General features: G+C 58.7%; 22 protein-coding genes, 2 tRNA genes, 1 other RNA gene and 1 pseudogene. 17 read left to right on the top strand and 9 right to left on the bottom strand.

The features are described 5' to 3' along the window. Positions 1-43: 43 nt before the first annotated feature. Positions 44-355 (top strand): hypothetical protein, encoded by a 312-nt coding sequence (locus BM477_RS01370; protein ID WP_075360864.1) that lies wholly within the window; start codon positions 44-46, stop codon positions 353-355. Next, positions 352-2055: an alpha/beta hydrolase family protein gene (locus tag BM477_RS01375; protein ID WP_075360865.1), complete on the top strand. Its 1704-nt coding sequence runs from the start codon at positions 352-354 to the stop codon at positions 2053-2055. The genes BM477_RS01370 and BM477_RS01375 overlap by 4 nt, the downstream gene beginning before the upstream one ends. Here the strand turns inward: BM477_RS01375 and BM477_RS01380 are convergent. From BM477_RS01380 to BM477_RS01400, 5 genes are all read right to left on the bottom strand, one after another. Further along, on the bottom strand, positions 2052-2438 hold the full coding sequence (locus BM477_RS01380) for a phage holin family protein (protein WP_075360866.1): 387 nt from the start codon (positions 2436-2438) through the stop codon (positions 2052-2054). The genes BM477_RS01375 and BM477_RS01380 overlap by 4 nt on opposite strands. Positions 2439-2490: 52 nt before the next feature. Next, positions 2491-3378 (bottom strand): YwiC-like family protein, encoded by an 888-nt coding sequence (locus BM477_RS01385; protein ID WP_075360867.1) that lies wholly within the window; start codon positions 3376-3378, stop codon positions 2491-2493. A 191-nt stretch (positions 3379-3569) separates the two neighbouring features. Next, positions 3570-3646 (bottom strand) — tRNA-Pro (locus BM477_RS01390). 205 nt (positions 3647-3851) lie between these two features. Continuing rightward, a complete protein-coding gene (locus BM477_RS01395) occupies positions 3852-4883 on the bottom strand; it encodes a metallophosphoesterase (protein ID WP_075360868.1) in 1032 nt (343 codons plus the stop codon). A 7-nt stretch (positions 4884-4890) separates the two neighbouring features. Next, a complete protein-coding gene (locus tag BM477_RS01400; protein WP_075360869.1) occupies positions 4891-7047 on the bottom strand; it encodes a transglycosylase domain-containing protein in 2157 nt (718 codons plus the stop codon). Between the two features lie 136 nt (positions 7048-7183). Here BM477_RS01400 and BM477_RS08565 point away from each other — a divergent pair. After that, a pseudogene (locus BM477_RS08565) lies at positions 7184-7526 on the top strand (WhiB family transcriptional regulator). Between the two features lie 25 nt (positions 7527-7551). Continuing rightward, on the top strand, positions 7552-7713 hold the full coding sequence (gene sp36, locus BM477_RS01410) for a Sp36 family protein (protein ID WP_075360870.1): 162 nt from the start codon (positions 7552-7554) through the stop codon (positions 7711-7713). 82 nt (positions 7714-7795) lie between these two features. Here sp36 and BM477_RS01415 read toward each other — a convergent pair whose 3' ends face one another. Further along, positions 7796-8473, bottom strand: coding sequence for a Crp/Fnr family transcriptional regulator (locus BM477_RS01415; protein ID WP_075360871.1), 678 nt, complete (start codon positions 8471-8473; stop codon positions 7796-7798). A gap of 122 nt (positions 8474-8595) precedes the next feature. On the opposite strand from BM477_RS01415, the gene nth reads away from it, so the two are divergent. The 5 genes from nth to BM477_RS01440 all read left to right on the top strand — a co-directional run bounded on the left by nth (position 8596) and on the right by BM477_RS01440 (position 13719). Beyond that, positions 8596-9252 (top strand): endonuclease III, encoded by a 657-nt coding sequence (nth, locus tag BM477_RS01420; protein WP_245792791.1) that lies wholly within the window; start codon positions 8596-8598, stop codon positions 9250-9252. Positions 9253-9362: 110 nt separating this feature from the next. Further along, on the top strand, positions 9363-10673 hold the full coding sequence (locus BM477_RS01425; RefSeq protein ID WP_075360873.1) for a hypothetical protein: 1311 nt from the start codon (positions 9363-9365) through the stop codon (positions 10671-10673). Between the two features lie 24 nt (positions 10674-10697). Beyond that, a complete protein-coding gene (locus BM477_RS01430) occupies positions 10698-11630 on the top strand; it encodes a hypothetical protein (RefSeq protein WP_075360874.1) in 933 nt (310 codons plus the stop codon). Between the two features lie 122 nt (positions 11631-11752). Beyond that, positions 11753-12748 carry an ATPase, T2SS/T4P/T4SS family gene (locus BM477_RS01435; protein WP_075360875.1) on the top strand — a complete coding sequence of 332 codons (996 nt, stop codon included), beginning with the start codon at positions 11753-11755 and terminating at the stop codon, positions 12746-12748. Next, positions 12736-13719 carry a type II secretion system F family protein gene (locus tag BM477_RS01440; protein WP_075360876.1) on the top strand — a complete coding sequence of 328 codons (984 nt, stop codon included), beginning with the start codon at positions 12736-12738 and terminating at the stop codon, positions 13717-13719. Before BM477_RS01435 ends, BM477_RS01440 begins: the two co-directional genes overlap by 13 nt. A 113-nt stretch (positions 13720-13832) precedes the next feature. On the opposite strand, the gene BM477_RS01445 is transcribed toward BM477_RS01440, so the two are convergent. Then, positions 13833-14216: a hypothetical protein gene (locus BM477_RS01445; RefSeq protein ID WP_075360877.1), complete on the bottom strand. Its 384-nt coding sequence runs from the start codon at positions 14214-14216 to the stop codon at positions 13833-13835. A gap of 236 nt (positions 14217-14452) precedes the next feature. Between BM477_RS01445 and BM477_RS01450 the strand changes: the two genes are divergently transcribed. From BM477_RS01450 to BM477_RS01460, 3 genes are all read left to right on the top strand, one after another. After that, complete coding sequence (locus BM477_RS01450) at positions 14453-14833, top strand: TadE family protein (RefSeq protein ID WP_075360878.1); 381 nt, start codon at positions 14453-14455, stop codon at positions 14831-14833. A gap of 153 nt (positions 14834-14986) precedes the next feature. Beyond that, complete coding sequence (locus BM477_RS01455) at positions 14987-15253, top strand: DUF4244 domain-containing protein (protein WP_245792793.1); 267 nt, start codon at positions 14987-14989, stop codon at positions 15251-15253. Between the two features lie 9 nt (positions 15254-15262). Continuing rightward, entirely contained in the window at positions 15263-15739 is a 477-nt protein-coding gene (locus BM477_RS01460; RefSeq protein ID WP_143230165.1) for a pilus assembly protein TadG-related protein, read from the top strand. Between the two features lie 62 nt (positions 15740-15801). Here the strand turns inward: BM477_RS01460 and BM477_RS01465 are convergent, their stop codons facing one another. After that, positions 15802-18399 carry a DEAD/DEAH box helicase gene (locus BM477_RS01465; RefSeq protein WP_084543621.1) on the bottom strand — a complete coding sequence of 866 codons (2598 nt, stop codon included), beginning with the start codon at positions 18397-18399 and terminating at the stop codon, positions 15802-15804. A 240-nt stretch (positions 18400-18639) separates the two neighbouring features. Here BM477_RS01465 and BM477_RS01470 point away from each other — a divergent pair, with 240 nt between their 5' ends. Together BM477_RS01470 and BM477_RS01475 are read left to right on the top strand one after the other, a co-directional pair. Continuing rightward, a complete protein-coding gene (locus BM477_RS01470) occupies positions 18640-19980 on the top strand; it encodes a uracil-xanthine permease family protein (RefSeq protein ID WP_075360880.1) in 1341 nt (446 codons plus the stop codon). Between the two features lie 162 nt (positions 19981-20142). Further along, positions 20143-21540 (top strand): uracil-xanthine permease family protein, encoded by a 1398-nt coding sequence (locus tag BM477_RS01475; RefSeq protein WP_075360881.1) that lies wholly within the window; start codon positions 20143-20145, stop codon positions 21538-21540. Between the two features lie 75 nt (positions 21541-21615). On the opposite strand, the gene BM477_RS01480 is transcribed toward BM477_RS01475, so the two are convergent. Then, positions 21616-21700: transfer RNA gene (locus BM477_RS01480), tRNA-Ser, on the bottom strand. 129 nt (positions 21701-21829) lie between these two features. Between BM477_RS01480 and ffs the strand changes: the two genes are divergently transcribed. The 3 genes from ffs to recR all read left to right on the top strand — a co-directional run bounded on the left by ffs (position 21830) and on the right by recR (position 25146). Then, positions 21830-21925: signal recognition particle sRNA small type (gene ffs / locus BM477_RS01485), an RNA gene on the top strand. A gap of 79 nt (positions 21926-22004) precedes the next feature. Continuing rightward, entirely contained in the window at positions 22005-24560 is a 2556-nt protein-coding gene (locus tag BM477_RS01490; protein WP_075360936.1) for a DNA polymerase III subunit gamma and tau, read from the top strand. After that, the gene (recR, locus tag BM477_RS01495) at positions 24499-25146 is read left to right on the top strand and encodes a recombination mediator RecR (protein WP_187337390.1); all 648 of its coding nucleotides are present in this window, start codon (positions 24499-24501) and stop codon (positions 25144-25146) included. The genes BM477_RS01490 and recR overlap by 62 nt, the downstream gene beginning before the upstream one ends. Positions 25147-25189: the final 43 nt, after the last annotated feature.

Raw genomic sequence — 25189 nt, forward strand, 5'->3', positions numbered from 1 at the left:
TCCCGGCAAGCTGCTAAGTTGAGCCTTCCAGAAGGGAGGAACAATGACTGCTGGGGAGTTGGAAAGCGCGGCCTGCCGTTTGGGTGCGCAAACTGAAATGCTGCAAGATGCCCTGCTTGCGTGGAATCTGCTTGGCGCCTGGGAGGGGCCTACCGCTGCGGGTTTTCAAGCAGAATGGACGAGGGTGTGCGCGCAGGCTAAACAGCTGTCGGCTGCCGCCGAAAAGTTGCAGTGGCTTCAGTTTTTGCAGGCGCAGGCCGCTGAGGTGGAGGCTCGGCACCGTCGCTTGGTCTGGGAAGAGGCGCAGTGGCGGGCTTTGGCGGCGGCCACCCCAACGCTCGGGGGTGCCTGGTGAAACTGTCAGATGAAGTAGTTTCCGGTGAGCAGCATGATGTGCTGGTGGTGGGTGGTCATAATCCGTGGCGGGCTGACCCTGAACTGATTGGGCAGCGGGCCCTGCAACTGCGGGCGGTGACGGGAAGGCAGCAGCAACTGGTGGTGGATGCTGATCAGCTGGTCCAGCAGTGCCGCAGTGAGGCCAGTGAGTTGCGTTGGCGGGCCAGTGTTTCCCCAGAGAGCTACCCCAGCTATGGCCGCCAGTTTGCGGCCCCACCCGCGGAGTTGACCCCAGCGATGGTGGCTTTGGCGCAGGCTCGGCGCGATCATGCCCGGGCCTTAGAGGTGTTGGCCGCTACGACGGAGGATTTTCAATGGCAGGCGGCGGCGCTGCTACAACAAGTGGAGGACCTAACTGACCGGTTGTTGCAAATCTCTAGCGTATTCGATGGGGCGGAGTTGCGGGCTCGCGGGCTGGGGGAGGTGCAGTGGCTTGAGCAGATTCCCTCCGCGGCCTGGTATTTCATGCCGTCAGCTCGGAGGCAGTGGATGTCTGGGCTATTTATCGGTAAGAGTGTCGCTACCGTGCTGGAGGGCTTTCAGACGGGCCGGCCTGAGGAAGTCTCAAAAGGTACTGATGACCTGGCGGGGTTCTTGCTTAACCACAGCTTGATTGGGGTGGCCGCCCTCGGGATTGGGCTGGTGAATGATGCGGGTGAGACTTTGGGCTGGCAGTTGGGGCGCACTAGCGCCCGGAAACTTATCAGTCAGCAGGCTCCCAGCATCTTCGGCGGTGAAGCCGCCCAGTCTAATACGCAAACTTTCGCTGTGCTGCTCAGTGATCTGCGGGGGATGTTGCCGCTGCTGTTGCCGCCTTTAGGGGAGGTGGCAGTTACTGAGGGGCGGTTCCGCGGCAGTAATGGGCAGCGGGTGAAGACGGATTATCAGCTTTCGCAGCTGATTACCCGGCTTGATGATCTGCCTCGGCCAGTTGGCGTGGACGCTTACACGGAGGGGCGTATCCATATTGTGAAACATGAGGGAGCGCAGGGGAATTCGTGGACAGTGATTGTGCAGGGCACGCAGAACTGGTCGCCGGTCAGTTTGAGCCCGCAGGGTTTCGACTCTGATTTGGAGAGCGTCGCTGGGGAAGCCACCACCCATACGGCGGCGGTGTTGTCCGCGATGAATCAGGCGGGCATCAGCCCGGATGACCCGGTTGAGCTGGTGGGTCATTCTTTGGGTGGGGCGACCGTCCAATTATTGGCCGCAGATTCGACCGTGCAGGAGAGGTTCAATATTGGCGTAGTCACCACTTTGGGGGCGCCGGCCTTGAGTGCCCCGTTACCTGGCCGGATCAAGGCTTTGAGTTTGCGCCATAGTACTGACCCGGTGACCGCCCTCGGCACGAAGCATCTGGCGCCCTCGGAAAGCCACGCCGTGGTGGTGAAGGGGCGTGATTCGAGGCTTACGGCCACGCAATCTCATGCCGCGAAAGAGTACGCGAAAACGATGCGGGAAGTGGAGGCTACGGGTTATCCCGTGGTGGAGGAGTTCGCGGACTATCGTAAGGATTTCCTCGGGCTGGGGGACGAGGGCGTGGCGGGCACGCGCAGCCGACTGTTCAGCTATGAGGCGACGCGGGACCTGGGCATACGGCAGCGTGAACTGCCGCCACAGGTACAAAAGTACGCGCCGCTAGAGGCTACGAAGGATTAGTTCTTCGGGTCGAAGGTGCGCAAAACAGTGATCACAAGGCTGCTGATAATGGCGGTAATTAGGCCGGCACCAACCGCAGGCCAGAAGCCGCTCACTGTCATGCCCCATTCCAGATGGGAGGTCACCCAGCCGGTCAAACCGATAATCATGGCGTTCACAACTAGGGAGAATAAGCCTAGTGTGAGCAGGTAGAGAGGCAGGGACACCAGCTTAATGACGGGGCGGACCAGCTTATTGAGCAGTGTAAAGATTGCCCCTAACAGCAGGAAGATCATCACCGTGGAGAGGGTGGAAGTGCCCTGCGTGACGTCAATGCCGGGAATTAGCCAGGCTGAAACCCATAGCCCAACAGCGCCACCGATAGTACTAATAACGAAACCCATGATGTTTCCTTCCTGAAGCGGTCTTTTACTGATTTCAGCCTATCAGGAGGGCTCAAGCGAGGACTGAAAATAACACTAGTAGCGAAGTTACTGTTTCGGTTGCCCCAATAATGGCGGGTTTGACGGGCTTGCCGGTGCGCCGCATCCAAAGCGGAAAGCCTGCAGCCCGGGCTAGCAGTAGCACCCACATGCCGGCGGCCAGCCAAGAAACCAACTGCTGGCTGGCAAGCACTGCCACGACAGCGGCCACTAGAGCATGATAGGTCAAGGAGCCTAGTAGCCACGTATTGGAGCGGCGCTGCCGGATCATAGTTTTCACGAAGGGGACGGTCCCAATAAAGTACAGGGCCAGCAGCAGCGTGCAGTACCAGACCCAGGGCCAGCCGCTGGGCTGATGGAGTGCGCCACTTGGCCACCACGACACGGGGTCACTTACCGCGGGGCGGGCAAAGCCGGTCCCCAAATCGTAGGCGATGGGGGTCAGTAGGCTGGCAACCAAAATAATGGAGACTCGCGCCAGCAAGGATCGCTCATCCCGCTGGTAGGCCCGCCAGATTGCAAGCAACCCCAACGGAGTCGCCACAAACCACCACAGGATTTGCGGCTGCCAAAACACTAGGGCCAGGGCAGAGAGTGTGAATAAACCAAGGTAGGTGAGCGAGGGTGTGCGAAAGCGCGGTTTTAATCTGGTTTTCCACCAGAGGCTGACCGCATGGAAAGCCAGAAAACCCAGCAGGGCAGTCAGTAGTAACAGTGGATGCGCTGGGCTGAGCCCGCTCAAATAAACGCCAACGATCAGGGGGATCAGTAGCATCCCCCAGGCGCCATGCTGGTCAGGGACCCAGGCTTTATTTCTCATCCAGGCCGGCCGAGGGTTACGTTTGGGCCGGTCGGCGGTGGCCTTAACGGAGTTGAGGCTGGTTCTGTCAGTGTTCATCATTGCTGAGTATATCCTAAGCGTCGCCGCTGACAATCCCCCTTGTCCCCCATGGACGCGGTGAAATCTGAGGAATCACGCGGACAAAGACGTACAACATCAAATCCCACAAGCGGACAAATGACGCGAAACATAAACCCCAAAAACAAAGAAAATCCCCCGACATATGCGGACATATGTCGGGAGACATCACATGGTCGGGGTAGCGGGATTTGAACCCACGGCCTCTTCGTCCCGAACGAAGCGCGCTACCAAGCTGCGCCATACCCCGTTGCTGACTTTTACAAGCAGACTGGATAAGTATAGCGAATCTGAAGCAATGAGCCAACTTAATCGTTGGTGGTAGCTGGCACAGTCTGGAAATAGCGCGCCAGGCCGCCAGAAACCACTGTGGTGTTGCGCGTAAACAAAGCACTGCCGCGGGGAAACCAGTGCGCCACTGGGCGGGAACTAAGCGTCGCCCACCTTGAGTGCGCTCAGCCGCGGGGGCCGGGATCCAGCTCCAGCAAGGTGGCGGTGGGCCGGCAAGCAAACCGGAAAGGTGCCTGATAGGTGGTGCCCAGGCCCGCACTGACATGCAGCCAAGACTGGCGCGAACCCGCCGGATCAGTGTCCTCCAGCTGCTCGCGCCCAGACTTTTTGGGAGGCCAGATTCCCAGCCCGGAAGCATAGCTACGCGGCAGATCGCAGTTCGTCACCAATGCCCCGTAGAAGGGCACGCACAGTTGCCCGCCATGCGTATGTCCCGCCACAATCAGGTCAGCTTCCGCCTGCGTGAAGGCGTTCAGCACCCGCTGGTAGGGGGCGTGTGTCAAAGCTAGTTTCAGCGTTCCCGCTGTCTGGGAGAGGGACGAGGGTGTGTCTGTGCCAGAGTCTTCAGCGGTCAGTGGCGGGTCAGGCCAAAGGCCAATATGTTCTAAGCTGTCCGCATTCTCATGTGCGTCACCGGTTCCAACTAGGCAGATTCCGGCTTTGCCTGCGGCTGTTTCCACCCAGACGCCCTCGGCCCGATTTTGGGCGTTCACCCAGCCGTTAGAGGTGAGCAGCTGCGTGAACTGTTCGGTTGGTAGATCCGGTATCCGGTGTCGTTTCCGGTCCCCAATTTTGCGAGAATCTTTCCGCAGGTATTTCGACCAAGAGGATGAGTACGGTGAATAAAAGTCGTGCGATCCCAGTACGAAAGCCCCGGGGAACTCAAGGAGTGGCTCGTAGGCGCGGGTGACTTGCTCCAGAGCGTCCCGAGAGTTGAAGTTGTCTCCGGTAGACACCACAAAGTCGGGCTTTAAGTCCGCTAGAGAGCGCACGAAATCCACAATCCAGTCCGTGCGGGTAGTTAAATGTAGATCCGAGATGTGCAGGATTTTCAATTCTGGCGCATCCGGATGCGCCGGCACGGTGATTCGGCTCAGCCGCATCCAATGGCGTTCGAAGGCTGCCCAGCCGAAACCCATTGCCGCGCCGGTAGCCAGCACGCTAGTGCCGGCAACCAGTTTGGGTGAAACAGACATTGGCTAGCTATTCGATTGGTGCTGTAGGGGCGACGGGGCCGTGTGTTGCTTCTGATTCTTCCGCTTCTGGTGCCTTCGGACGCTGACCGATGGAAACACTGTTGAAGCCCTGTACCGGGACGCCTTCCATTGCGCCACGCATGTATTGCGTCCAGGCGCGCCCGGAAATGTCGGAGCCGTAAACGCGCCGCCAGTAGCGGCCGTTAATGGTGACTCTTTCCATCGGGATTAGACCAGTGGAGTGTCCCATCCAAACGGCGGTGGATAGTTGCGGGGTGTAGCCGACCAGCCAACCGTTCCAGTGGTTCTGGGTGGTGCCGGTCTTGCTGGCGGCGGGACGTCCCAGCCCAGCAAATCCTTGTCCCTGGTAGAAGCGGTTGGTTTGTTCGAGGACGAGGGTGACCTGGTCCGCGACCTTCGGGTCAATGGTCTGCTCACACTTCGGCTGCGGGGAGTCAATAATGTCTCCGTTGCGGTCCAGGATTTGGACGATTGCTGACGGCTGGCAACGCTTGCCGTGTGCGGCGAAGGTCGCGTAGGCGTTAGCCATGTGTAGCGGTGGTACGGATCCGGTACCGAGGATGGAGGAGGGGCTGAAAGAGTCAATTCTTCCGTTGCCATCGACTGCGCCGGCACGGATAGCGAAGTCACGAATCTTGCACAGGTCTTTTATCTTCGAGGCCATATCGGCGTAGGAGGTGTTCAGTGAACGCTGGGTTGACCCAATCACGTCGCGGGGGGCCGGTGACATGCCAGCGGAGTTCCTGACCTTCCACTGGGTGCTGAGGGGATGACCTTCAGGGCAGGAGGCACTGAAGTCTTTCGGTCCGTACGAGGTGCGTCCGCCCACTACTTCATAGCCGCTGTGCTGGTCTGTGAACCAGGCGCCCAGGGTCATCGGTTTGAAAGATGAACCGGTCTGCTGGCCTTCCCCGCCGCGGTGGGCGGTGTCGGCATTGTAGGAGACGAAGTCGCGGGTCTTGTCTTTCTCTGTCGGCACACCGTAGTTGGTGTTTTGTGCCATTGCACGGATCCAGCCGGTGCCGGGTTCTACGGAGCTGAGTGCCATCTTGATATTGGAGGGGTCGCCGATAGGCACGTGATCGATGACGGCCTGGTGGGCGAGGTTTTGCATCCTCGGGTCGAGGGAGGTCTTGATGGTCAAACCGCCACGCATCAGCGCGGAACGACGGGCTCCCTTGGTTTTGCCCAGTGACTCATTCTGTAGCAGCTCCGCCATCACATATTCACAGTAGTAGGCGGCGTTGCCGGCGGTGGCACAGCCCGCTGCCCGAGTGGAGGGTTTCAACAGCTCCTCAATTGGGGTGGCCACAATCTCGTCGTGTTGCTTCTGGTCAATGTAGCCTTCGCTCAGCAGTAGTGAAGCTACTGTGTCGCGACGGTTCTTAGCGTTTTCGGGTTTCTTCAATGGATCGTAGGCGACCGGGGACTTCGTGATGCCAGCCAAAAGTGCCGCCTGCGCGAAGTTCAGGTCTTTTGCGTGGACGGAGAAGTAGCGTAGCGAAGCGGATTCGACACCGTAAATATTGGGTCCGAAGGGGGCGATGTTTAGGTAGCGGGTCAGGATCTGGTCTTTGGACCAGCGTTGTTCGAGGGCGAGCGCGTAGTTCATTTCCCTGACCTTGCGGCCGAGGGTGGGAACTTTAGCGCTCGCAATCGCTGACTGGTCGCCCTGCTGGATGCCAGCTTCAATTAGGGTGTTTTTAACCAGCTGCTGGGTGAGAGTGGAGGCACCTTGGCGGTCGTTAGAAAGCACTGTGGAGACGAAAGCGCGCAGGACACCTTGCCCGTCAACGCCATGGTGTTGGAAGAAACGGCGGTCTTCGGTGGCGACGATAGCTTTCTTCATGGCTTCAGAGATCTGGTCTTCGGCAACAATAATGCGGTCTTCCGCGTAGAAACGGGCCAGCAGGGATCCGTCTGCCGCTAAAATCACGGATTGTTCGGAAGGCTCAGTAATGGTGAACTCGTCAGGAAGTTCATCAAAAGTATTTAATCCTGCCTTTGCGACACTACCGAAAGCAGCGGTGGCTGGGAGTAGAAGACCAGCCCCAACTAAACCTAGTAGTAGTGAAAGCAGGATGAATGCAAAGAGGTATCCCGCCATGGAGGTGGGACTATTGGTGCCTGTTTGTCGACTCATAGCCTATACATTACTTTGCCGGTGGGTAATTGCGCTATCACACTGCCCAAAATTGGACATTTTGCTAGAATGTGGGTACGGTCACAGTAGTTAATATTTCAATTTGTGAACAAAATCGGGTGGTGGCGATGTGAGCATGACTGACAGAAGCTGGGTGGATAAGGCTTTGTGTGCTAACGGGGCCCCTGACTTATTGTTCGTTCAAGGGTCTGCGCAAAGAGATGTGCGCACTCGATGCTTTCAGTGCGAGGTTCGCATGCAATGTCTGGCGGAGGCTTTAGATACCGAAAATAATTTTTGGGGTTTGGGGTGGCCTAACTGAGCGTGAGCGTCGGGCATTACTGCGTTTTATGCCTGAGGTTGACGACTGGGCAGAGTGGCTGGAATCGTCTGATGAGCCGTTGGCGGAAGAGATTCGTCAGCCACGCGATCCACATCTGATGAGTTGGTTACGAAAATCAAAACAGCGTTTAGCCTAGCTGACAGATGGGGTAGAATCGTCACATGACTAAATGGGAATACATCACTGTGCCGCTACTGATTCACGCAACTAAGCAAATTCTAGATCAATGGGGCAAGCAAGGCTGGGAACTGGTGCAGGTGGTTCCTGGACCGCAGGGTACCGAAAACTTGGTTGCCTACATGAAACGTCCCCTAGTGGACTGATAAAACCGCCACCACATTCTGGATATTAAAACTTTGGTCCCTCACCGGCAGGTGAGGGACCAAAACTATGTTTGCGGCTGGATCAGCGGGCGCGGCGTTTGAGGCGCTCCACGTCCAGCAAGGTGACGGCGCGGCCTTCCAAGCGGATCCAGTTACGGGAAACAAACTCCGCTAAAGACTTGTTGACGGTTTCACGGGAAGCGCCAACCAGCTTGGCTAGTTCTTCCTGGGTGAGGTCGTGCGGCACGTGAATGCCGTCATCTACGCGTGAACCGAAACGCTCCGCCAAGTCCAGCAGTGCCTTGGCGACACGGCCGGGAACGTCAGAGAAGACCAGGTCGGCCAAAGTTTCATTGGTGCGACGTAAACGGATCGCAAGGGCGCGCAGCATATGCATTGCCATGCTGGGACGGTTCTCCAAGAAACGCACCATGTCGGCGTGCTCCAAGTACAGCAACTTGGAGGGGGAGATTGCGGTCGCGGTGGTGGAGCGGGCGCCCAGATCGAAGAGGGAAAGCTCGCCCAGAACTTCACCGGGGCCAATGATGGCGAGGAGGTTTTCGCGGCCGTCGCTGGCGGAGTGTCCCAGCTTCAGCTTGCCTTCCACCAGAATGTAGAAGCGTTTGCCTTCATCACCTTCGTGGAAGAGTACTTCTCCACGTCGCAGCGCAATAGTACCCATCATAGAGCGCAGGGTGACCTGTTCATCCTCGCTCAATCCCGCAAACAGCGGAACTTGTGAAATCACATTGTTTTCCACGTTATTCCTTCCTCGAAAAGCTCATTTCATACGTAACAATACACTTATATTATCCACAATTGTGACGGGATACACCAGAATACCTCACAAATCTCTATTTTTAAGCGCAGATTGGGGGTTTTGTGAATATTCGCAGGTACCCTAAAGGGATGGTGGATTCACAGAATGCGGAGCAGATTTTGCAGACCTTGGCGGAGCTTTACCCGCAGGCGTCCTGCGCCCTCGACTTTAGTAATCCCTTTGAGCTGGTGGTGGCCACGGTCCTGTCCGCGCAAACCACGGATGTGCGGGTCAACCAAATCACCCCGGAACTGTTCGGCACCTACCCGGATGCGCAGGCTCTAGCTGAGGCGGACCCGGAAATGGTGGAGCAGATTGTGCGACCTTTGGGCTTCCAACGTCGTCGCGCCGGCCAGCTGGTTTCCTTGGCGCAGAATTTGGTTTCTGAGTACGAGGGTGAGGTCCCCGCAACCCGCAGTGAACTGATGAGTCTGGCCGGGGTTGGCCGGAAAACAGCGAATGTGGTGTTGGGTAACGCTTTCGATCATCCGGCCATCACAGTGGATACGCATGTGGGGCGGCTGGCTCGGCGTTGGCGCTGGACGGAGGAGACTTCGCCTTTAGCGGCGGAGCGCGATATTGCGAAAGTGATTCCGCAGCCGGAGTGGACGATTGCCTGCCACCGGATTATTCTGCATGGCCGCCAGTTTTGCCATTCGCGCCGGCCCGATTGTGAAAACTGTGCGATGAAGACGTTTTGTCCTTCATCTTTGGCCTAATTACGGTTAAAAATTGAGGAATCCTCGGCGCGTAAGGGCGAAATATCCCGCCGGTAAGTTATGTTTGTGATTAAGTACGACTTTATAACTTTAGAAACCACGGAGGCATCATGAGCGAGCGTAACGAAGATTTCACGCCCGACGTTGAGTGGGAGAACGCGAACCACGAGGCGGAAGATGACGGGGCTGATGTTTACGGCGACGTTGAGGTAGAACTGCCTCCGGTGGAGGATACCCCCTATGTGCCTGAGGCCGAGGGTGAAGCGGCACCTGAGTCTGCGGAAGTAGCTGAACCTGGGGCGCCAGCTAATCCGGATCCGGCACCCGACGCTGTCGTAGAGCCCACGTCAGAGCCGCAGATTGTTGAGGAAGCACCCTCGGCACCCGAAACTGTTCATGAGCCTGCCCCAACTACTGCGGCTGCGGGCATCCCGCGCCGGCACGCGGAGGAGGCCGGCACCGGTGATGAAACCGCTTCGGATGTGATTCCGGAAGTCGAAACGACAGTGGTGACGCGCCGTTCTTTGCTAGGCGGTGCACAGTCGTCAATCCCGACGGCAACCCAGTCAGTTGAGGAAATCCCCGCGCCAGTGGATGCACCCGCCACCTCTGAGGTCCCAGCGCCTCCGGTTCCTGCGGCTGAAGAAACCGTGGCGCAGCCCGTGGTTCGTCGTTCCATCGGTTTGAGCCATTCAGCTGCACAAACTGAAGCTATGCCGGCCGCCGATCCGAATGCTGCCGTTGCCGCTGCTGCTGGCGCTGGTGCCGCGGTTGCCGCTGCGGAAACCCGCGTGCAACCCCATATTCCAACCCGTGAATCTGTCCGAGAGCAGCAAGTACCTTCCGTCCCGGTAGAGAATGTTGAGGAGCTTTTCGCTGATTCAACTCCCGCTAGCTTGCCCAGCCGCTTCGCTGCGCACGCCTGGACTTTCCTCCTTGCCCTGCTGGTGTTGCCATCGGCCTGGTACCTGATGTCGGATGGTATCGCCCATATTGCTCTTTCTGGAACCAACCCTTGGGAGAGCGGAACTCTGTCGTGGGTGGGGCTCAGCGAACTGCTGGGTGGAGCCCTGCTGGCTGGAGTGCTGATCTGGAGTGCCCGCTGGTCAACGGTTGGTGTCTTCGTTTCCTCGCTGGTGCTTTTGATTGTCGGCCTCCCCTTCCTGGTGGCTCCCGCTTGGACATATGATCTAGTTGAGCCCGCCACCTCCGCCCTCGCACAGTGGAATATCTTCGGTAAAGCCGTCGCCCACCACTTCCTGTGGACCGGATTCCACGGCCTGCTGGCAGTCGCCGGCATCATCGGCATTTTCGTCTGGCTGGCTGCGCATGGCGCCCGCAAACACGGGGCCAAACGTGAAGCCCTGTCGGTAGCGATTGCGGAACGTAATCTGCGCACTCAGTCCGCTTCAACCAAATAACAGTCGCGCCGGCACTGCTTTTTGATGCCATCCAATAGTTCCGCCAGCCCGGAAAACTCCCCGATTTCGGCGTCTCTCCAGGCTCTGGCCCGGGCAGAGCAACTGAGTGAACTCTGGCCGCAGGTAGTTGACGCAAACCGTGAGCTCCGGTTCTCCACCGGTCTGCGTCGGCATTGGGAACCAGCCCGCGCCGAAGCCGCAGTTTTAAGTGCCGTGCAGGTCGCCCGGGCGCAGGGCGCAATCGTCCCCGCGATGCGACTGCGCCACTTGCTGGCAGATGACGTCCAGCCGGAAACTGTGGCTGAGCGGGTCGCCCTCGGCGCTTGGCGGATGCAAGCCCAACTCCTCGAACTCATGACGCCACTGAACCCCGGACGGATGGCGCGCGCAGACGCCGGATCCTTGCTAGGGCCAGGCGCGGGCGGTTCTTTGAGCGGGCTTTCCCGGAAACGTAAAGCCGTCACTGCTCCCACCAATTTTGCGCAGCTACTGTCCGGTTTCAGCCGTGACTGGGTTGCGACGCACGGCGACCAGAGCGCCTTTGAATTCCGTCAAGATGTGGTGCCCGGCCTGGAACTGTCGGGGGATAATGCGCAACTGGCGGTCGATATTTGTGAAGCGAAAGCCCCCGCCTGGGTGCGGGCCGGGATTGTGCACGCGCACCTAGCGGTAACCGCCGGAAATAGTGGGGCGGGGCGGGCTGCCGGCTCAGCGCTTTCCCGGGCGGTCCTGATTTCCAGCCGGGTGGAGCAGACCGGTGTTTCTCTACCGGATTGGGCGGCCGCCTTAGATCCGGTCCGTTACCGTTCCGCCCTGGAAGCCTACGAAACCGGGACAGCGCGGGGCGTGCAGGCCTGGCTGGTCTGGTATTTGCGTTCCCTTTTGCAAGGGGCCGAGGGAGGGCAAAAAATCGCTCGCTCCCTGCTGGCCTCCGTCCCCTGGGATGGCCTCAGCTAAGCTACCTGGCTGGCTCCCAGGCCTTTTCCACAGCCGCTAAGGACTTTCTTCCAGCCGCACTTTGGTGGATAACTTTCCCCACTTTGCTTTAAGCGGCAAGGTTTTGGTTAATAATCAGAGCCATGATTAGGCAAGGAACCATTGGCAGCGCAGTGGACCTGTTGCGCCCAGAAGTGGTTTCAGAGGGGGACGAGGGTGAGCTCGGCTTCCTCAATGAGCTGTTAGCAGATAGCACTGTCACCGATGTTTTGATAAACCCGGACGGCCTGTGGGTGGATAACCGGCAGGGACTACACCGGGTAAAGCTACAGTTCTTGACTGAGGCGGGCCGGATTCGGCTAGCTAGGCGCCTAGCCATGGAAGCGAAAGTCAGGTTAGATGCGGCATCCCCCATCACTGACGGAGTTTTAGGCTACGCCGGAAAACAGCTACGCCTACAGGCTGTCATCCCTCCTGTCGCAGCCCGAGGGACACTGATTAGTTTGCGAGTCATGTCCGCCCGCCAACTGGAATGGAAGGACCTGTGCGCTCAAGGGATGATTCCCCCACCCGCGCAAGCAGTCCTGTTAGAAGCAGTCGAGTCCCGGCAAAACCTGCTGATCAGTGGCGGCACGGGCACCGGGAAAACCACCCTGCTGTCCGCCCTGCTGACTTTAGTGCCGACCAGTCAAAGAATCATCTGCGTGGAGCAGGTCAGTGAAATCACTTCCCCGCATCCGCATCTGGTTCGCTTGCAGGAACGGGCCGCGAATGTGTCAGGGAAGGGGCAGATTCCCCTCTCTGAACTGGTTACCGCCGCTATGCGGATGCGACCAGACCGGATTGTGTTAGGTGAATGTCGGGGTCAAGAGATTCAGGCAGTGTTGGCCGCACTCAACACCGGGCATGAAGGCTCCGCCGCTACGATTCATGCGAATCATCCTGACAGTGTGCCAGCCCGGTTGATCGCCCTCGGCGCCCTCGCCGGAATGACCCCAGAAGCGCTTGTTAGTCAAGCCGCTGCCGCCATTGATCTGATAGTGCATTTGGAAAGAAACCCGCACCGGCAGGTTGCCCAGATTGCGCGGCTGCGGCAGCGGGGCGGGCAACTGGCTGTGGAGCCGCAATGGTCACGCTGAAACAGCTTCGGGAACGGGTAGCGGTGACAGATCCGGCGAAAGAGCTGGAGGATTGTGCAAGGCACCTACGGGAAGTGAGCGCGGAAATCGCGGCGGGGGCCAGTCCCTTGGCGGCCTGGCAACAGCAGTACCGGCTCAGCCCAGGGCCAGGAATCTGTTGGCAACAGCAGGTAGCACGGCAGCTGGAAAACCAATATTCACTACTGCCCGCCGGCATGGTCAGCGGCATCAAGGCGGCTTTGCAACTGATTGAACATTACGGGATTGAAGCAGTTAGTGTCCATGATTTGCTGGCGGAAAACCTAGAGTCGCAAGCTGGCATGATGACGCAGCGCAGCAGCCTGATTGCCGGGCCGCAAGCCTCCGCTCGGCTGCTCGCCTGGCTGCCGGTCGCGGCGATTGCCGCTGGCGAGCTTGCCGGTCTGGGGGTAGTGCGGATACTGTTTGCCACCGTGATCGGGTGGATTTGCCTACTGCTGTCAGCCGGGCTGATTGCTTTTGGGCGCTGGTGGTCGGGCGCGCTGGTTAGGGAAGCGGAACGGGCCGGCCAAAACACCGGCCCGTTACCTGCACAGCTGGTTGCGGTGTTGCTGGCGGAGCTGGTCAGCTCTGGGCAGTCACCGGTGGCGGGGCTGGACGCCCTCGGCCAGTTTGGGGCGGACCGAAACTTGAGCCGGATAGCCGCCCAAATGAGAAGCAGAATGGAAGTGCCACCAGCGCAGCTTTTCGGGGCAGAGGTGGGACCGTTATTGGAGGCTTTGCGGAAGGTCTTTGAATCTGGGGCTGACCCGCAGGCTCTCCTTACCCATGCGGGGGAAGTGTCTCGGCGGGCGGCCCGGCAGCAGATTGTGGTGGCGGCTGGGCGGCTGAGTTCCCTGATTGTGCTGCCGCTGGCCCTCTGTTTCCTGCCGGCTTTCATGCTGGCGGGGGTGGTGCCAGCAGTGCTTTCCCTAGTGGGTGGTTTCGGGTGAAAATCCGGGCAAAACGAAACCTGGCGAGTCTTCAACAAAAGAAAACTCGCCAGGTGGAAAAACTTAAATCAGCCCCATGCGGCTGCAACTATTTGGGCCGGTATAAATCGCGGTTAAGCCGGATCTTGATCGTAGTTCAAAGCTGACTGCATGGGAGAGCCGACATGGCTGCTGCTGGACACATTCTGCGTGGTGGGGACAGTGTACTCATCCTCGCCCGTCGAATGCGTGTGCGTCTTATGACCGGTGCTTGAAACCGTGTGGCCACCATGAGCTCCCGGGCCGGTCGGCGGGGTATGCCCCACATGGTAGTTCGGGGCGGGATGGTCGGTGTAGTGCGCACTGGAGTCGCCGGCACCTGACCGGAAGCTTCCCAGCTTGTGGCTGAAGCTGTCGCGGAAAACGTAGGCGGCAACCGCGGCTCCCAAAACTACGAAGGACAAAGCGGCAGTCAGAGCATGGCCCTTGTGATGCGGGCACTTCGATTTTTTAAACAATAGAGTATCTCCAGTCGGTCAAAGGAATTCAAAGTCTTGAACCGGTTTGGATTCGTCGCTGGATTCCCGTGATTTCTTCCCATTCTAGCTTAGCTGTTCCCTTGCGCGGGCAGATTCTGTGTAAGCGACACGAAATTTTCGTCTGATTCCGCAGAGTTATCCCCAACCTGGGCTTTCCGGATTTGCCTTCCCGGTCGCTTTCTTCAAGGATAGTTTTTGGGGTCGGGGAGTACAGCATGAAGAAAGGGTTTTTGAGTACGTCACGTCCTGCCCGTATGGTGGGTGACGAGGGCGGCATGGTGAGCGTCGAAACGGCTGTCACCATGCCGGTCATTGTGCTGGTTTTGGCCCTCATTTTGGTGGCGTCACGCTATGGCGTGAATCAGGTGCAGGCCTGTAATCAAGCGCGAAATGAGGCCCGGCAGGTAGCTGCAGTCCAGTTCCCGGCAGGCTCCGCTGTGAGGTCGGGAGCTAGTTCCGGTGACGGCCGGGGTTTCATCGTCCGAAGGGACGGCCAGGTTTTCGTTACAGTCCAGCCGGAGCCGGTTAGTTTCCTGGGGATGGCTTTGCCGCAGACTGGTTGCACAGTCAGTTTCTGGGACGAGGGGGATTGGTGAGCGGGCCGCCGCTTTGATTATGCTCAACGGTGAACCGGTGTTTTATCCACAGAAAATCACACTTTTCTCTATCCAGAGCTGGCAGCTAAGCCGCTGGTTTCTGGGCTGCGTCACAGGCCAAAATAAGGGCGTGGGGTCAGAATGGAAAGAAAAATGAAACAGTGGAAGAACGCTTTAGATAACCAGATCTTGCAGACGCAGATGATGGCGCAGAGCCGGATGGAAACCTGGGTGAACGGGCTGTCTGCTGCCGGTCAGCAGGTCGGTGAATCAGACAGTGAGGACGGCATGACAACTACGGAGTACGCGGTAGGTACCCTGGCGGCCGCCGCTATTGCCGGAACTTTGCTGGCCATCGCTAAATCTGGGGCTTTCAAAACCATGCTGCTGGGAATTTTTAAAGACGCCTTGAATGTGTAGGGACGGGCTTTGAGCGGCACTATCAGAATGGCGGCTGTTGCCGGCTTGGGCTTGATTTTAACTGGTGGCGTACTGTCCGCAGGGCAGTACGCCGCAGCTACCAGCCAAGCCCAAGCCGCGGCCGACCTGGCCGCACTTTCCGCTGTGAAAGCGCAGGCGATGCGGTCTTTCGACGCGGCCGGGCAGTCCGGGCTGTTACAGGCTCAGCCGGCGGGGATTCAGGCAGGCCAGCAGCGCCAACCGCAGGCGGGCTACCGTTTAGAGCCCTGCCAGTTGGCGGACAAAATCATCTCCGGGCAGGGCGCTATCTTGACGCACTGTGAGAGCTACGGGTCGCTCAGCAGTCAAAGGCTCAACAGTCAGGGGAATGCGCCGAATAGTGCGGGCTCTCGGGTCGGAGTGAAACTGCACGTGGCGTGGCCACTACAGTTAGCTGGCTTTGCGGAGTTGAAGGTGCCTGCCCGTGCTCATGCTGTTATTGATTGAAGCCTTCCCTCATGTACGGGTTCCTTATCCCAATAGTGGATTAAGGGTGCTCGTTCCCCCAATCATTGACTCGGGTCAAACCGGTCCGGTCCGGGTGTGCGCGGCAGCAGGAAGCGCAACACCTTAATGGCCCCTTCCTTATTCAAGGGGTCATTATTGTTCCCGCATTTAGGTGATTGAATGCAGGCGGGGCACCCCATCTCGCAGGGGCATTCCTCCACGGTCCGTAAGGTTTTCTCCACCCAGCTGCGGGCCTGCTGGAGACCGCTGCGGCTAAAACCGGCGCCGCCGGCCACTGCGTCATGCACGAAAACGGTCGGCACTGCGGTTTGCGTGTGGCTCACGGTGGAAAGGCCACCCAGGTCGGCTCGGTCACAGATAGCCAGCAAGGGTAGCATCCCAATCATGGCGTGCTCCGCGGCATGCAAAGCACCGGGCAGGGAGGCCGCATCCAAACCTAAAGCCTCAGGCACTGACGGATCCAAAGTGAACCAGGTGGAGGCAGTATCCAGTGTGCGGGCCGGCAAATCCAGTTTTCGGTTCACCACGAACTGCAGCCGGGGAGTGCGCAGCACATCATAGTCAGTAACCTGGGTGAGCACATACGTGGCGCCCCAATGCCAGGTGACTAGGTCATCCTCGGACCTCCAAGTGGAAACCTCATCAGTGATCTCCACTGAGGTGCGCTCCGTGGGACGGGTCGTGAGGGCCTGCTTGAAGGGCCTCACCAGTGCCACGGAATCTGTCAGCGCCCGCACCTCAAAGGCTTTCGCCTGATGCGTGTAGATTGCGCCCGGATGCAGAAGCCGGTGAGCGGAAGCCTCATCCACGGAGCCAATCACCGTGCCGCTCTCCTCTTCCACCACCTGAATATTGCCGCCCAGGCCACGCAAATCTGCTAACTCATGGGCACGTAGCGATAAGGTCGCATTCCAATACCAGCCGGCCGGGCGTTTCGCCAGTAGTGTCCGCTCAGCTAACTGCCGCAAAATCTTGTCATCAGTTAAACCAAACAGTGGCAGGTCAGCCTCAGTGAGCGGTAACTCGGCTGCCGCTGCACACAAATGCGGACCTAGCACATAAGGATTCTGGGCATTAAAAGTGGACTGTTCGACCTCTTGGAAAATCGCGTCCGGATGGTGAATCAGGTAGCTGTCCAAAGGATTCTCCGACGCCACAAAAACTGAGACGCCGCCGCTTCCGGCGCGCCCCGCCCGGCCGGTCTGCTGCCATAAGGATGCCCGCGTCCCCGGCCAACCAGCCGTCACCGTCACATCCAAACCGGAAATATCAACGCCCAACTCCAAAGCATTCGTGGTCGCCAAAGCGTGCAGTTCACCCACCCGGATCTGGCGCTCCAACTCCCGCCGCTCCTCCGGTAAAAAACCACCCCGATAGGCGGCCACCGCATCAGCCAAAGCAGAATGGTTAATCCGTAACTCTCTGCGAGTCAGCTTCGCCACCTGCTCCGCCCCCACCCGAGAGCGCACAAACGTCAAGGTTTTCGCGCCCTCCAGCAAAGCAGTGGCGGACACCCAGGCCGCCTCCAGATTCAGTGACCGACGTTGAAACTCCATGCCGCGCGCCGGCGAAGCCGCATCTTCCTCGGCACTGGTAATCCCCAAAATCTCATCTAAATCATCATCCGGTGCTGAACCAGGCATCACCCCGGTCAGCGCCCAGGTGGCCTCATCCTCACGCTCACGCAGAAGCTGCTCCGCCGCAGCCAAGAAAGGCGGGGCGCCCTCGGCCCCAAACTCTCCGGACCCATCCCCGGCCCCGAAATCAATAATCTTCGGCTGCCACAAAACAAAATGCCGCGAACCCGCCGGGGAGCCATCCTCCGTCACGGCCTGAACCCGCTCCGGCGCAACCCCTAGGAAGCGGGCGAAAACCTGCTGCGCGTCCTTAATCGTCGCAGATAGCGCAATGACCGTCGGGTCCGCCCCATAATGGCGAGCCAGCCGCAACAGCCGGCGCGTCACCAAAGCCATATTCGCACCCATCACGCCCTTATATGAGTGAATCTCATCCACAATCACGTAACGCAAAGAACGCAGCAGCCGCACCCAGTAGGGGTGCCCCGCCAACAGCACATGATGCAGATAGTCCGGGTTCGTGATCACAATATCGGCCTGCGCCCGCGCCCACTGTTTCATCTCCCGGGAAGCATCCCCATCACAGATCCCCGCCAGCACCGGCAAAGGCTGCGGCGGCGCCGCAATCACCCCCAGCAGGGACTGCAACTGATCTGCCGCCAGCGCCTTCGTCGGCGACATGTACAGCGCCGTAGGCCGGTGGCGAACCGCGGAAATCCGGGTGCTCTGCTCCGACTGCGCCACAGTTAGCTCCGACAGGATAGGCAGCCACGCCGCCATTGATTTACCTGATCCCGTGCCGGTCGCCACCACTGTCGGCTGCCCCGCGTAGGCAAGGTCGGCCGCCTGCGCCTGATGCGACCACGGCTGCTCCACCCCCAACTGCAGGTAGGCTTCGCGAACTGCCCCTGGCACCCACTCTGGCCACGGAGAAAAGCGTGGGGGACGAGGGGGAATTTCGTATCGTTGGACCAGCCGGTCATCACCGGCGGATTCCGCCTCCAGCCGCTTCATGACGCGCGTCGCCAGATCATCACTGGCCGCAGAATTAGTGCCGCTCATGCGCGCCTCCTTTTGACTGGTAATCGTTAAACGCCCTCGGCCCCAGCCTAAACTTGAGCCAAAATTGTGCTTAATCACTCGCCTTTTATTGTAAATCAAGGGTGGTACATTAACGTCTTGCGGGATAGAATCGACGACGAGGTTAATGACATGCAGTGACGTGCCGCCCTCGGATTTTTTATGCGCAAAACGTGTGAAGTCTGTCCGGACGGCGATGCTGCCTGAAAGAGGAGAGACACAATGAGCACCTTCAAATGGACCCTTCACGGCGATGGAAAGAGCATTTCCCCAGGCTCTGTGGTTCTACCTTCAGAGCGTCTGACGTGGCCGCGCACCGTCGGTATCGGCATGCAGCATGTGGTCGCCATGTTCGGCGCCACCTTCCTGGTTCCAATCCTGACCGGATTCCCGCCCTCAACCACCCTATTCTTTACCGCAATCGGCACCATTTTGTTCTTGCTGATTACTTCCGGCCGCCTGCCCTCCTACTTGGGTTCATCTTTCGCGCTGATTGCTCCCATCACTGCAGTGAGTAGCAGCATGGGTGCCTCCTACGCGCTGGGTGGCATCGTTTCGGTCGGTGCGACCCTTGCTCTGGTCGGCGTTATTGTTCACTTCGCGGGTGTCGCCTGGATTGATAAGCTCATGCCGCCAATCGTTACGGGTGCCATTGTGTCCCTGATTGGTTTCAACCTGGCGCCCGCCGCCTGGCACAATGTGGAGCAGGCCCCGGTCACCGCTTTCGTCACCATCACTGCAGTGCTGCTGATTACTGTCCTGTTCAAAGGGATTATCGGCCGTCTGTCCATCCTTTTGGGTGTGCTGATCGGTTACGCTGTTGCGGTTTGGCGCAACGAAGTTGATTTCAGCGCGGTGCGTGACGCCGCCTGGTTCGGTCTGCCTGAGTTCCACACTCCGCAGTTCTCCGTGGCTACCCTGGGACTATTCCTGCCCGTCGTTTTCGTGCTGGTCGCTGAGAACATTGGTCACGTCAAGTCTGTTGCTGCGATGACCGGTGAGAACCTGGATGACGTCACTGGCCGTGCCCTCTTCGCTGACGGTATCTCCACCATGCTGGCTGGTTTCGGTGGCGGCTCCGGTACCACTACCTATGCTGAAAATATTGGCGTGATGGCCGCTACCCGCGTGTACTCCACTGTGGCTTACGTGATCGCTGCGGGCTTTGCCTTGTTCTTGTCCATGATGCCGAAGTTCGGCGCCATCATCGCTTCGATTCCCGCTGGCGTTTTGGGTGGCGCAGCGACCGTCCTGTACGGCATGATCGGCATGCTGGGTGTGCGTATCTGGGTGCAAAACCGCGTGAACTTCGCTGACCCGGTGAACTTGAATACCGCTGCGGTCGCCATGGTTGTTGCTATCGCCGACTTCACTTTGACGGTTGGCTCCAGCGGCGTGCGCTTTGGCGGTATCGCCTTGGGTTCGGCTGCCGCCCTCGTCATCTACCATGTGATGCGTTGGATTTCTCGGGTTCGCGGCACCACCGTGGAAGCCGCCAGCCCTGCCTCGGCACCGGCCGGCACCGATCTGGAAACTGAACCCTATAAGTCAAGGAAGCGGTAAAAGTCCCGCCGGTCTTGTACCGTTAGTCAGGTAACTGACTTCATCAGGTAAGGCGCGGTAGTGGTCGCTGAGAGTGATTATTGCCGTGCCTTTCCTCATTCGGGTAGGGCGTGACCGCTTCACCTGGGAACTGAAATCAATGCAGCACAGTAAGGAACCAGCATGAGTGCACAGTCAGCGAAGCAACCTGAGACGGCGGATTCTGTTCGGGGACGAGGGGGAGCGCCGGCTACGCCGTCGCAAAAACGCAACCTTTTCAAATGGGCGGTGCATGGGGACGGGAAGACCATTAACCCCGGCACTGTGGTGATGCCGCATGAGCGTTTGACGTGGCCGCGCACCATCGGTATCGGCATGCAGCATGTGGTCGCCATGTTCGGCGCCACTTTCTTGATTCCGCTGATGACGGGCTTCCCTCCATCTACCACGTTGTTGTTCAGTGGTTTAGGGACGCTCTTGTTTCTGATTCTGACGCGCGGCCGCGTGCCTTCCTACTTGGGTTCCTCGATTGCGGCGGTCGCCCCCATGCTGGTCCTGCGGGACACTTTAGGTCCCAGCTATGCGCTGGGTGGGCTAGTGATGGTCGGCGTGATGCTTTCGCTGGTTGGCCTGCTGGTTCATTTTGCGGGGGCCGGCTGGATTCACCGTTTGATGCCGCCCTTAATCACCGGCACGATTGTGGCTTTCATTGGTTTCAATCTGGCGCCTTTGGCCTGGCTATGGGTCAAAGAAGCTCCTTTCACTGCTTTCATTACGATTGTCACGGTTCTTTTCGTTTCCGTGTTTTTTCGGGGCCTGATTGGGCGACTGTCTATTCTGGTTGGCGTCGTGGTGGGTTCCCTGGTCGCCTACGGGCAGGGGGAAGTGGATCTGTCGGGCGTGTATGCGGCTGCCTGGTTCGGTCTGCCTGAGTTCATGGCCCCCAGTTTCGCCTGGTCCACGATGGGCATGTTCCTCCCTGCCGTGTTGGTGCTGGTGGCAGAGAACATTGGTCACGTGAAATCTGTCTCCGCAATGACCGGTGAGGATCTGGACGACATGGCGGGCCGGGCGCTTTTTGCTGATGGCGTTGCGACCGTGATTGCTGGCTCCGCCGGTGGTTCGGGAACTACGACCTATGCGGAGAATATTGGCGTCATGGCCACGACCCGCGTCTATTCGACCGCCGCATATTTTGTGGCTGCAGTTTTTGCGATGGCCCTTTCCTTGATGCCGAAGTTCGGTGCCCTGATTGGCGCGATTCCCCTAGGCGTGCTGGGCGGTGCAGGAACCATCCTGTATGGCATGATCGGCATGCTGGGTGTACGCATCTGGGTGGAAAATAAAGTAGATTTCGCTGACCCAGTGAACCTGAATACTGCCGCGGTCGCCATGATTATTGCCATCGCTGATTTCACTTTGAAGATCAGTCATATCAATCTTGGTTTCGTCTCTTTTAGCTTCACTGAAGTCCAGTTCGGTGGGGTCGCCCTCGGCACCATTGCCGCCCTCGTGACCTACCATGTGACGCGCTGGATTGTGAAGAAGCGGGGAACGGGGATTCCTGATCCCCTGATGTGACAGGGGAGTATGCCCGAAAGCTGCTTAGAAAATAAAAAAGACCCCGCAATCTTTACGACTGCGGGGTCTTATCTGCGGAGGATGGGGGATTCGAACCCCCGAGGGCTTGCACCCAACACGCTTTCCAAGCGTGCGCCATAGGCCACTAGGCGAATCCTCCTAAGACAAATCAGTACTATACCGGATAAGCGGCACCTCGTCGAACGAGAACGAAAAATTGTAACGTGAAACCGGCTACGTTTCCTCAGCTTCAGTAATGCGGACTCCCCGGATTGCCGTGTATAGTGGTCTTGGATCCTCGCGTGACGTTATCACCCGAACCTCCCCAGGGCCGGAAGGCAGCAAGGATAGGGTTGCTCTGACGGGTACGCGGGGATTCTTTTTCCCTTGAGCTGGCAATGAATCTGCAAGCAGCTTAAGTTTAGTCACTGTAAATGTCCCGCCGGACCGCTAAGGTTATGGGTATGAGCACAGCCCTTTATCGTCGTTACCGTCCGCAGACTTTTGATGAAGTTATTGGTCAAGAACATGTGACAGAGCCACTAAAAGCTGCTCTGCGTTCCGGCCGGGTCAATCACGCCTATTTGTTTTCTGGTCCGCGTGGCTGCGGTAAGACGACTTCTGCCCGGATTCTGGCGCGTTGTTTGAACTGTGTGCAGGGCCCGACTGATACGCCCTGCGGGGTTTGTGATTCCTGTCGTGAGTTGGCCACTGGTGGCCCCGGTTCGATTGATGTCGTAGAGATTGACGCGGCTTCGCATAATGGTGTCGAGGATGCCCGGAGTTTGCGTGAACGCGCGGCTTTCGCGCCTGCCCGCGATCGTTTCAAAGTTTTTATTCTGGATGAGGCCCACATGGTGACGCCGCAGGGCTTTAACGCTTTGTTGAAACTGGTGGAAGAGCCCCCGCCGCATGTGAAGTTCATTTTTGCTACCACTGAGCCGGATAAAGTGCTGGGTACCATCAAGTCCCGTACCCATCATTATCCTTTCCGCCTGGTGCCGCCCGAAGCCATGCAAAAGTACATGCTGCAGCTGAGCGAACTGGAGCACATTAAGGTCGGTGACGGGGTTTTGCCGTTGGTCGTGCGCGCCGGTGGCGGTTCTGTCCGTGACTCTTTGTCTGTGCTAGATCAGCTGATGGCTGGCGCTTCTGACGGAGAGATTAACTACAGTCGTGCAGTCGCTTTGTTGGGTTATACGGATGCCGCCCTATTGGATGAGATTGTGGGCGCTTTAGCTGGCCATGATGGGGCCGCCGCCTACGAAATCATTGAACGCATGGTGGAGTCCGGACATGACCCGCGTCGTTTCGTGGAGGATTTGCTGCAGCGTTTGCGTGACCTTGTCATCATTGCGGTTGCGGGTGATGCGACCGAGGGTGTTTTCGGTTCCCTCCCGTCAGATCAGGTGGAGCGAATGCTGGGTCAGGCCCGCACTTGGGGTGCGCGCGGACTGGCAAGGGCCGCGGATTTAACTGCGGAGGCTTTGACTTCAATGTCCGGCGCCACATCACCCAGGCTACTGCTGGAACTGTTGATTGCTCGCATCCTGGTGGCTCCCGTTCAGGCTGCAGCGCCGGCGGGGGATAACTCTGAGCCGGCTCGTACCGGCGGGGGTAGCGTCGGTGAGGCCAACGCTGGCGGCAGCGCAAAAGAACGACTGATGGCGCAACTGCGTGAGAAGCGGGCCGAAGCAGAGCCTTCCCAAGAGCAGCCGGAAGCAGCGAAGTCGGAGCCAGCTCCGCCCCAGGTGAAGCAGCCTGCTGGCGTGAAGCCCGCTGCGGAAGCGAAGCCAGAAGTTCCGGCAGAAAAGCCCGCAGAGGCAAAGACTGGGCCCGCCACAGTGCAAGCGCCAGCACCGCAACCCCAACCGGAGCCGGTCAAGACTGAAGAGAAGCCTGCCGATCCGGGGAAGAGTGCGCCGGCGGCAGAAAACCATCCGACCAGCCCCTCGGTAATGATCCGTGACCGCTGGAATGAGGTTGTAGCTGCGGTGAAACTCTCCAGCCGGGCAGCTTGGACTTTCATCTCCCAAAACACCCATCCGGGACCCGTCTACCAAGATGTTCTTTACTTGATTGTGCCGACTGAAGGCTTAGCGAATCCGGTAAAGCGTTATGAGCATGAAATCTCGCACTCCATCTTTGAAGCATTAGGGTTAAAGCTCAGGGTGGAAGGAGTCACCGAAAGCCGACTCCAACAAATCATGAGCGACCTGAAGGCAGCACCGGCACCTAGCGCCAGCGCAACGCCCGGCGCGCCGGCCGCCCCTAAGCAGCAAGCACCGGCACGGGCAGAACAGGTCAAACCTGCTCAATCGCGGCTGGCCCAGACTCAACCGGCCCAGTCTCAGGCAAGGCCAGCGCCGACCCCGCAGTCGGCTGCCCTTGCCCCGGTCACTCAACCGAGGCCCCTTCGGCCTCAGAATCCAGAGCCAAAGGAGGATCCGGCCCCTTTTGATGACGGGTGGGGACCCGTCGCAATTCCCGGAGGCCAGCAAGCAGCGCAGAGCGAACCCGCCGTCCCGGAGGTGAAACCGGCCGCCCCTCAACCAGAACTGGCCCCTCAGGCAGTAGTTAGACAGGTAGCGGTTAAACCGGTAACTGAAGCTGAGGTGGCGTCGCTCTCTGCGCCGCAGCCCGCACCGCAAGCCACGCCAATACCGTCCGCCGCTAAGGTAGTGGAGCTAGCCGTCAGTCCCGCCCCCGTCGCGCCGACAGCCCCGTCAGCCCAGGAAGATGAAGCAGAAGACGATATTGAGCTGGACAACTACAGTGCAGATGACTTCGTAGAATTTGATGACGATGAGCCCACACCGGCAGAAACGCACACCTTCGCAGACGACGAAGACATGCCCTCCATGTACGATCAAGATTATGAAGAACCAGTGCCCGTCGCTGGTGTTGAGGTGGCAGCCAGCATCCTCGGCGGCAGCATCGTAGACGAGTATATTGAAGATGCCAGCAGCCCTAACGGGATGCGAAAGATTCGTAGGCAAGGAGACACCGCCGGTGTTTGATGGAGCAATCCAAGACCTTATTGATGAGCTCAGCCTCCTCCCCGGGGTTGGCCCCAAATCAGCGCAACGCATCGCCTTCCACCTGCTGGAAGCCGACGCTGAAGACATCAACCGTCTCACCAGCGCACTCAACGCCGTGAAAACCAAAGTCACGCACTGCGAAATCTGCGGGAACCTAGCAGAAGCACAGCTGTGCAGCATCTGCCAGGATGAACGCAGAGACCGCACAGTCATCTGCGTAGTCGAACAGGCCCAAGACATTCAAGCAATTGAACGCACCCACGCCTACCGTGGCCTTTACCACGTCCTCGGCGGGGCAATCGACCCGATGCGCGGCATTGGACCAGACCAGCTGCGTATCCGCGGGCTACTCAGCCGCCTCACCGACGGCAGCGTGACTGAAGTTGTCATAGCTACCGACCCCAATATTGAAGGCGAAGCTACTGCCACCTATCTGGCCAGAATGCTTGAAAGTGTCAGCGTCCCAGCCTCACGTTTAGCCCTCGGTCTGCCCGTTGGCGGGGACCTCGAATACGCTGACGAAGTTACCCTCGGCAGGGCCTTCGAAGGCCGGCGTCGCGTGTAAAGCAAATTAAGGCACAGAGCGAACAAAGAGCAATCTGTAAAAA

This window comes from Boudabousia marimammalium, assembly GCF_001936115.1.
Taxonomy (GTDB): domain Bacteria; phylum Actinomycetota; class Actinomycetes; order Actinomycetales; family Actinomycetaceae; genus Boudabousia; species Boudabousia marimammalium.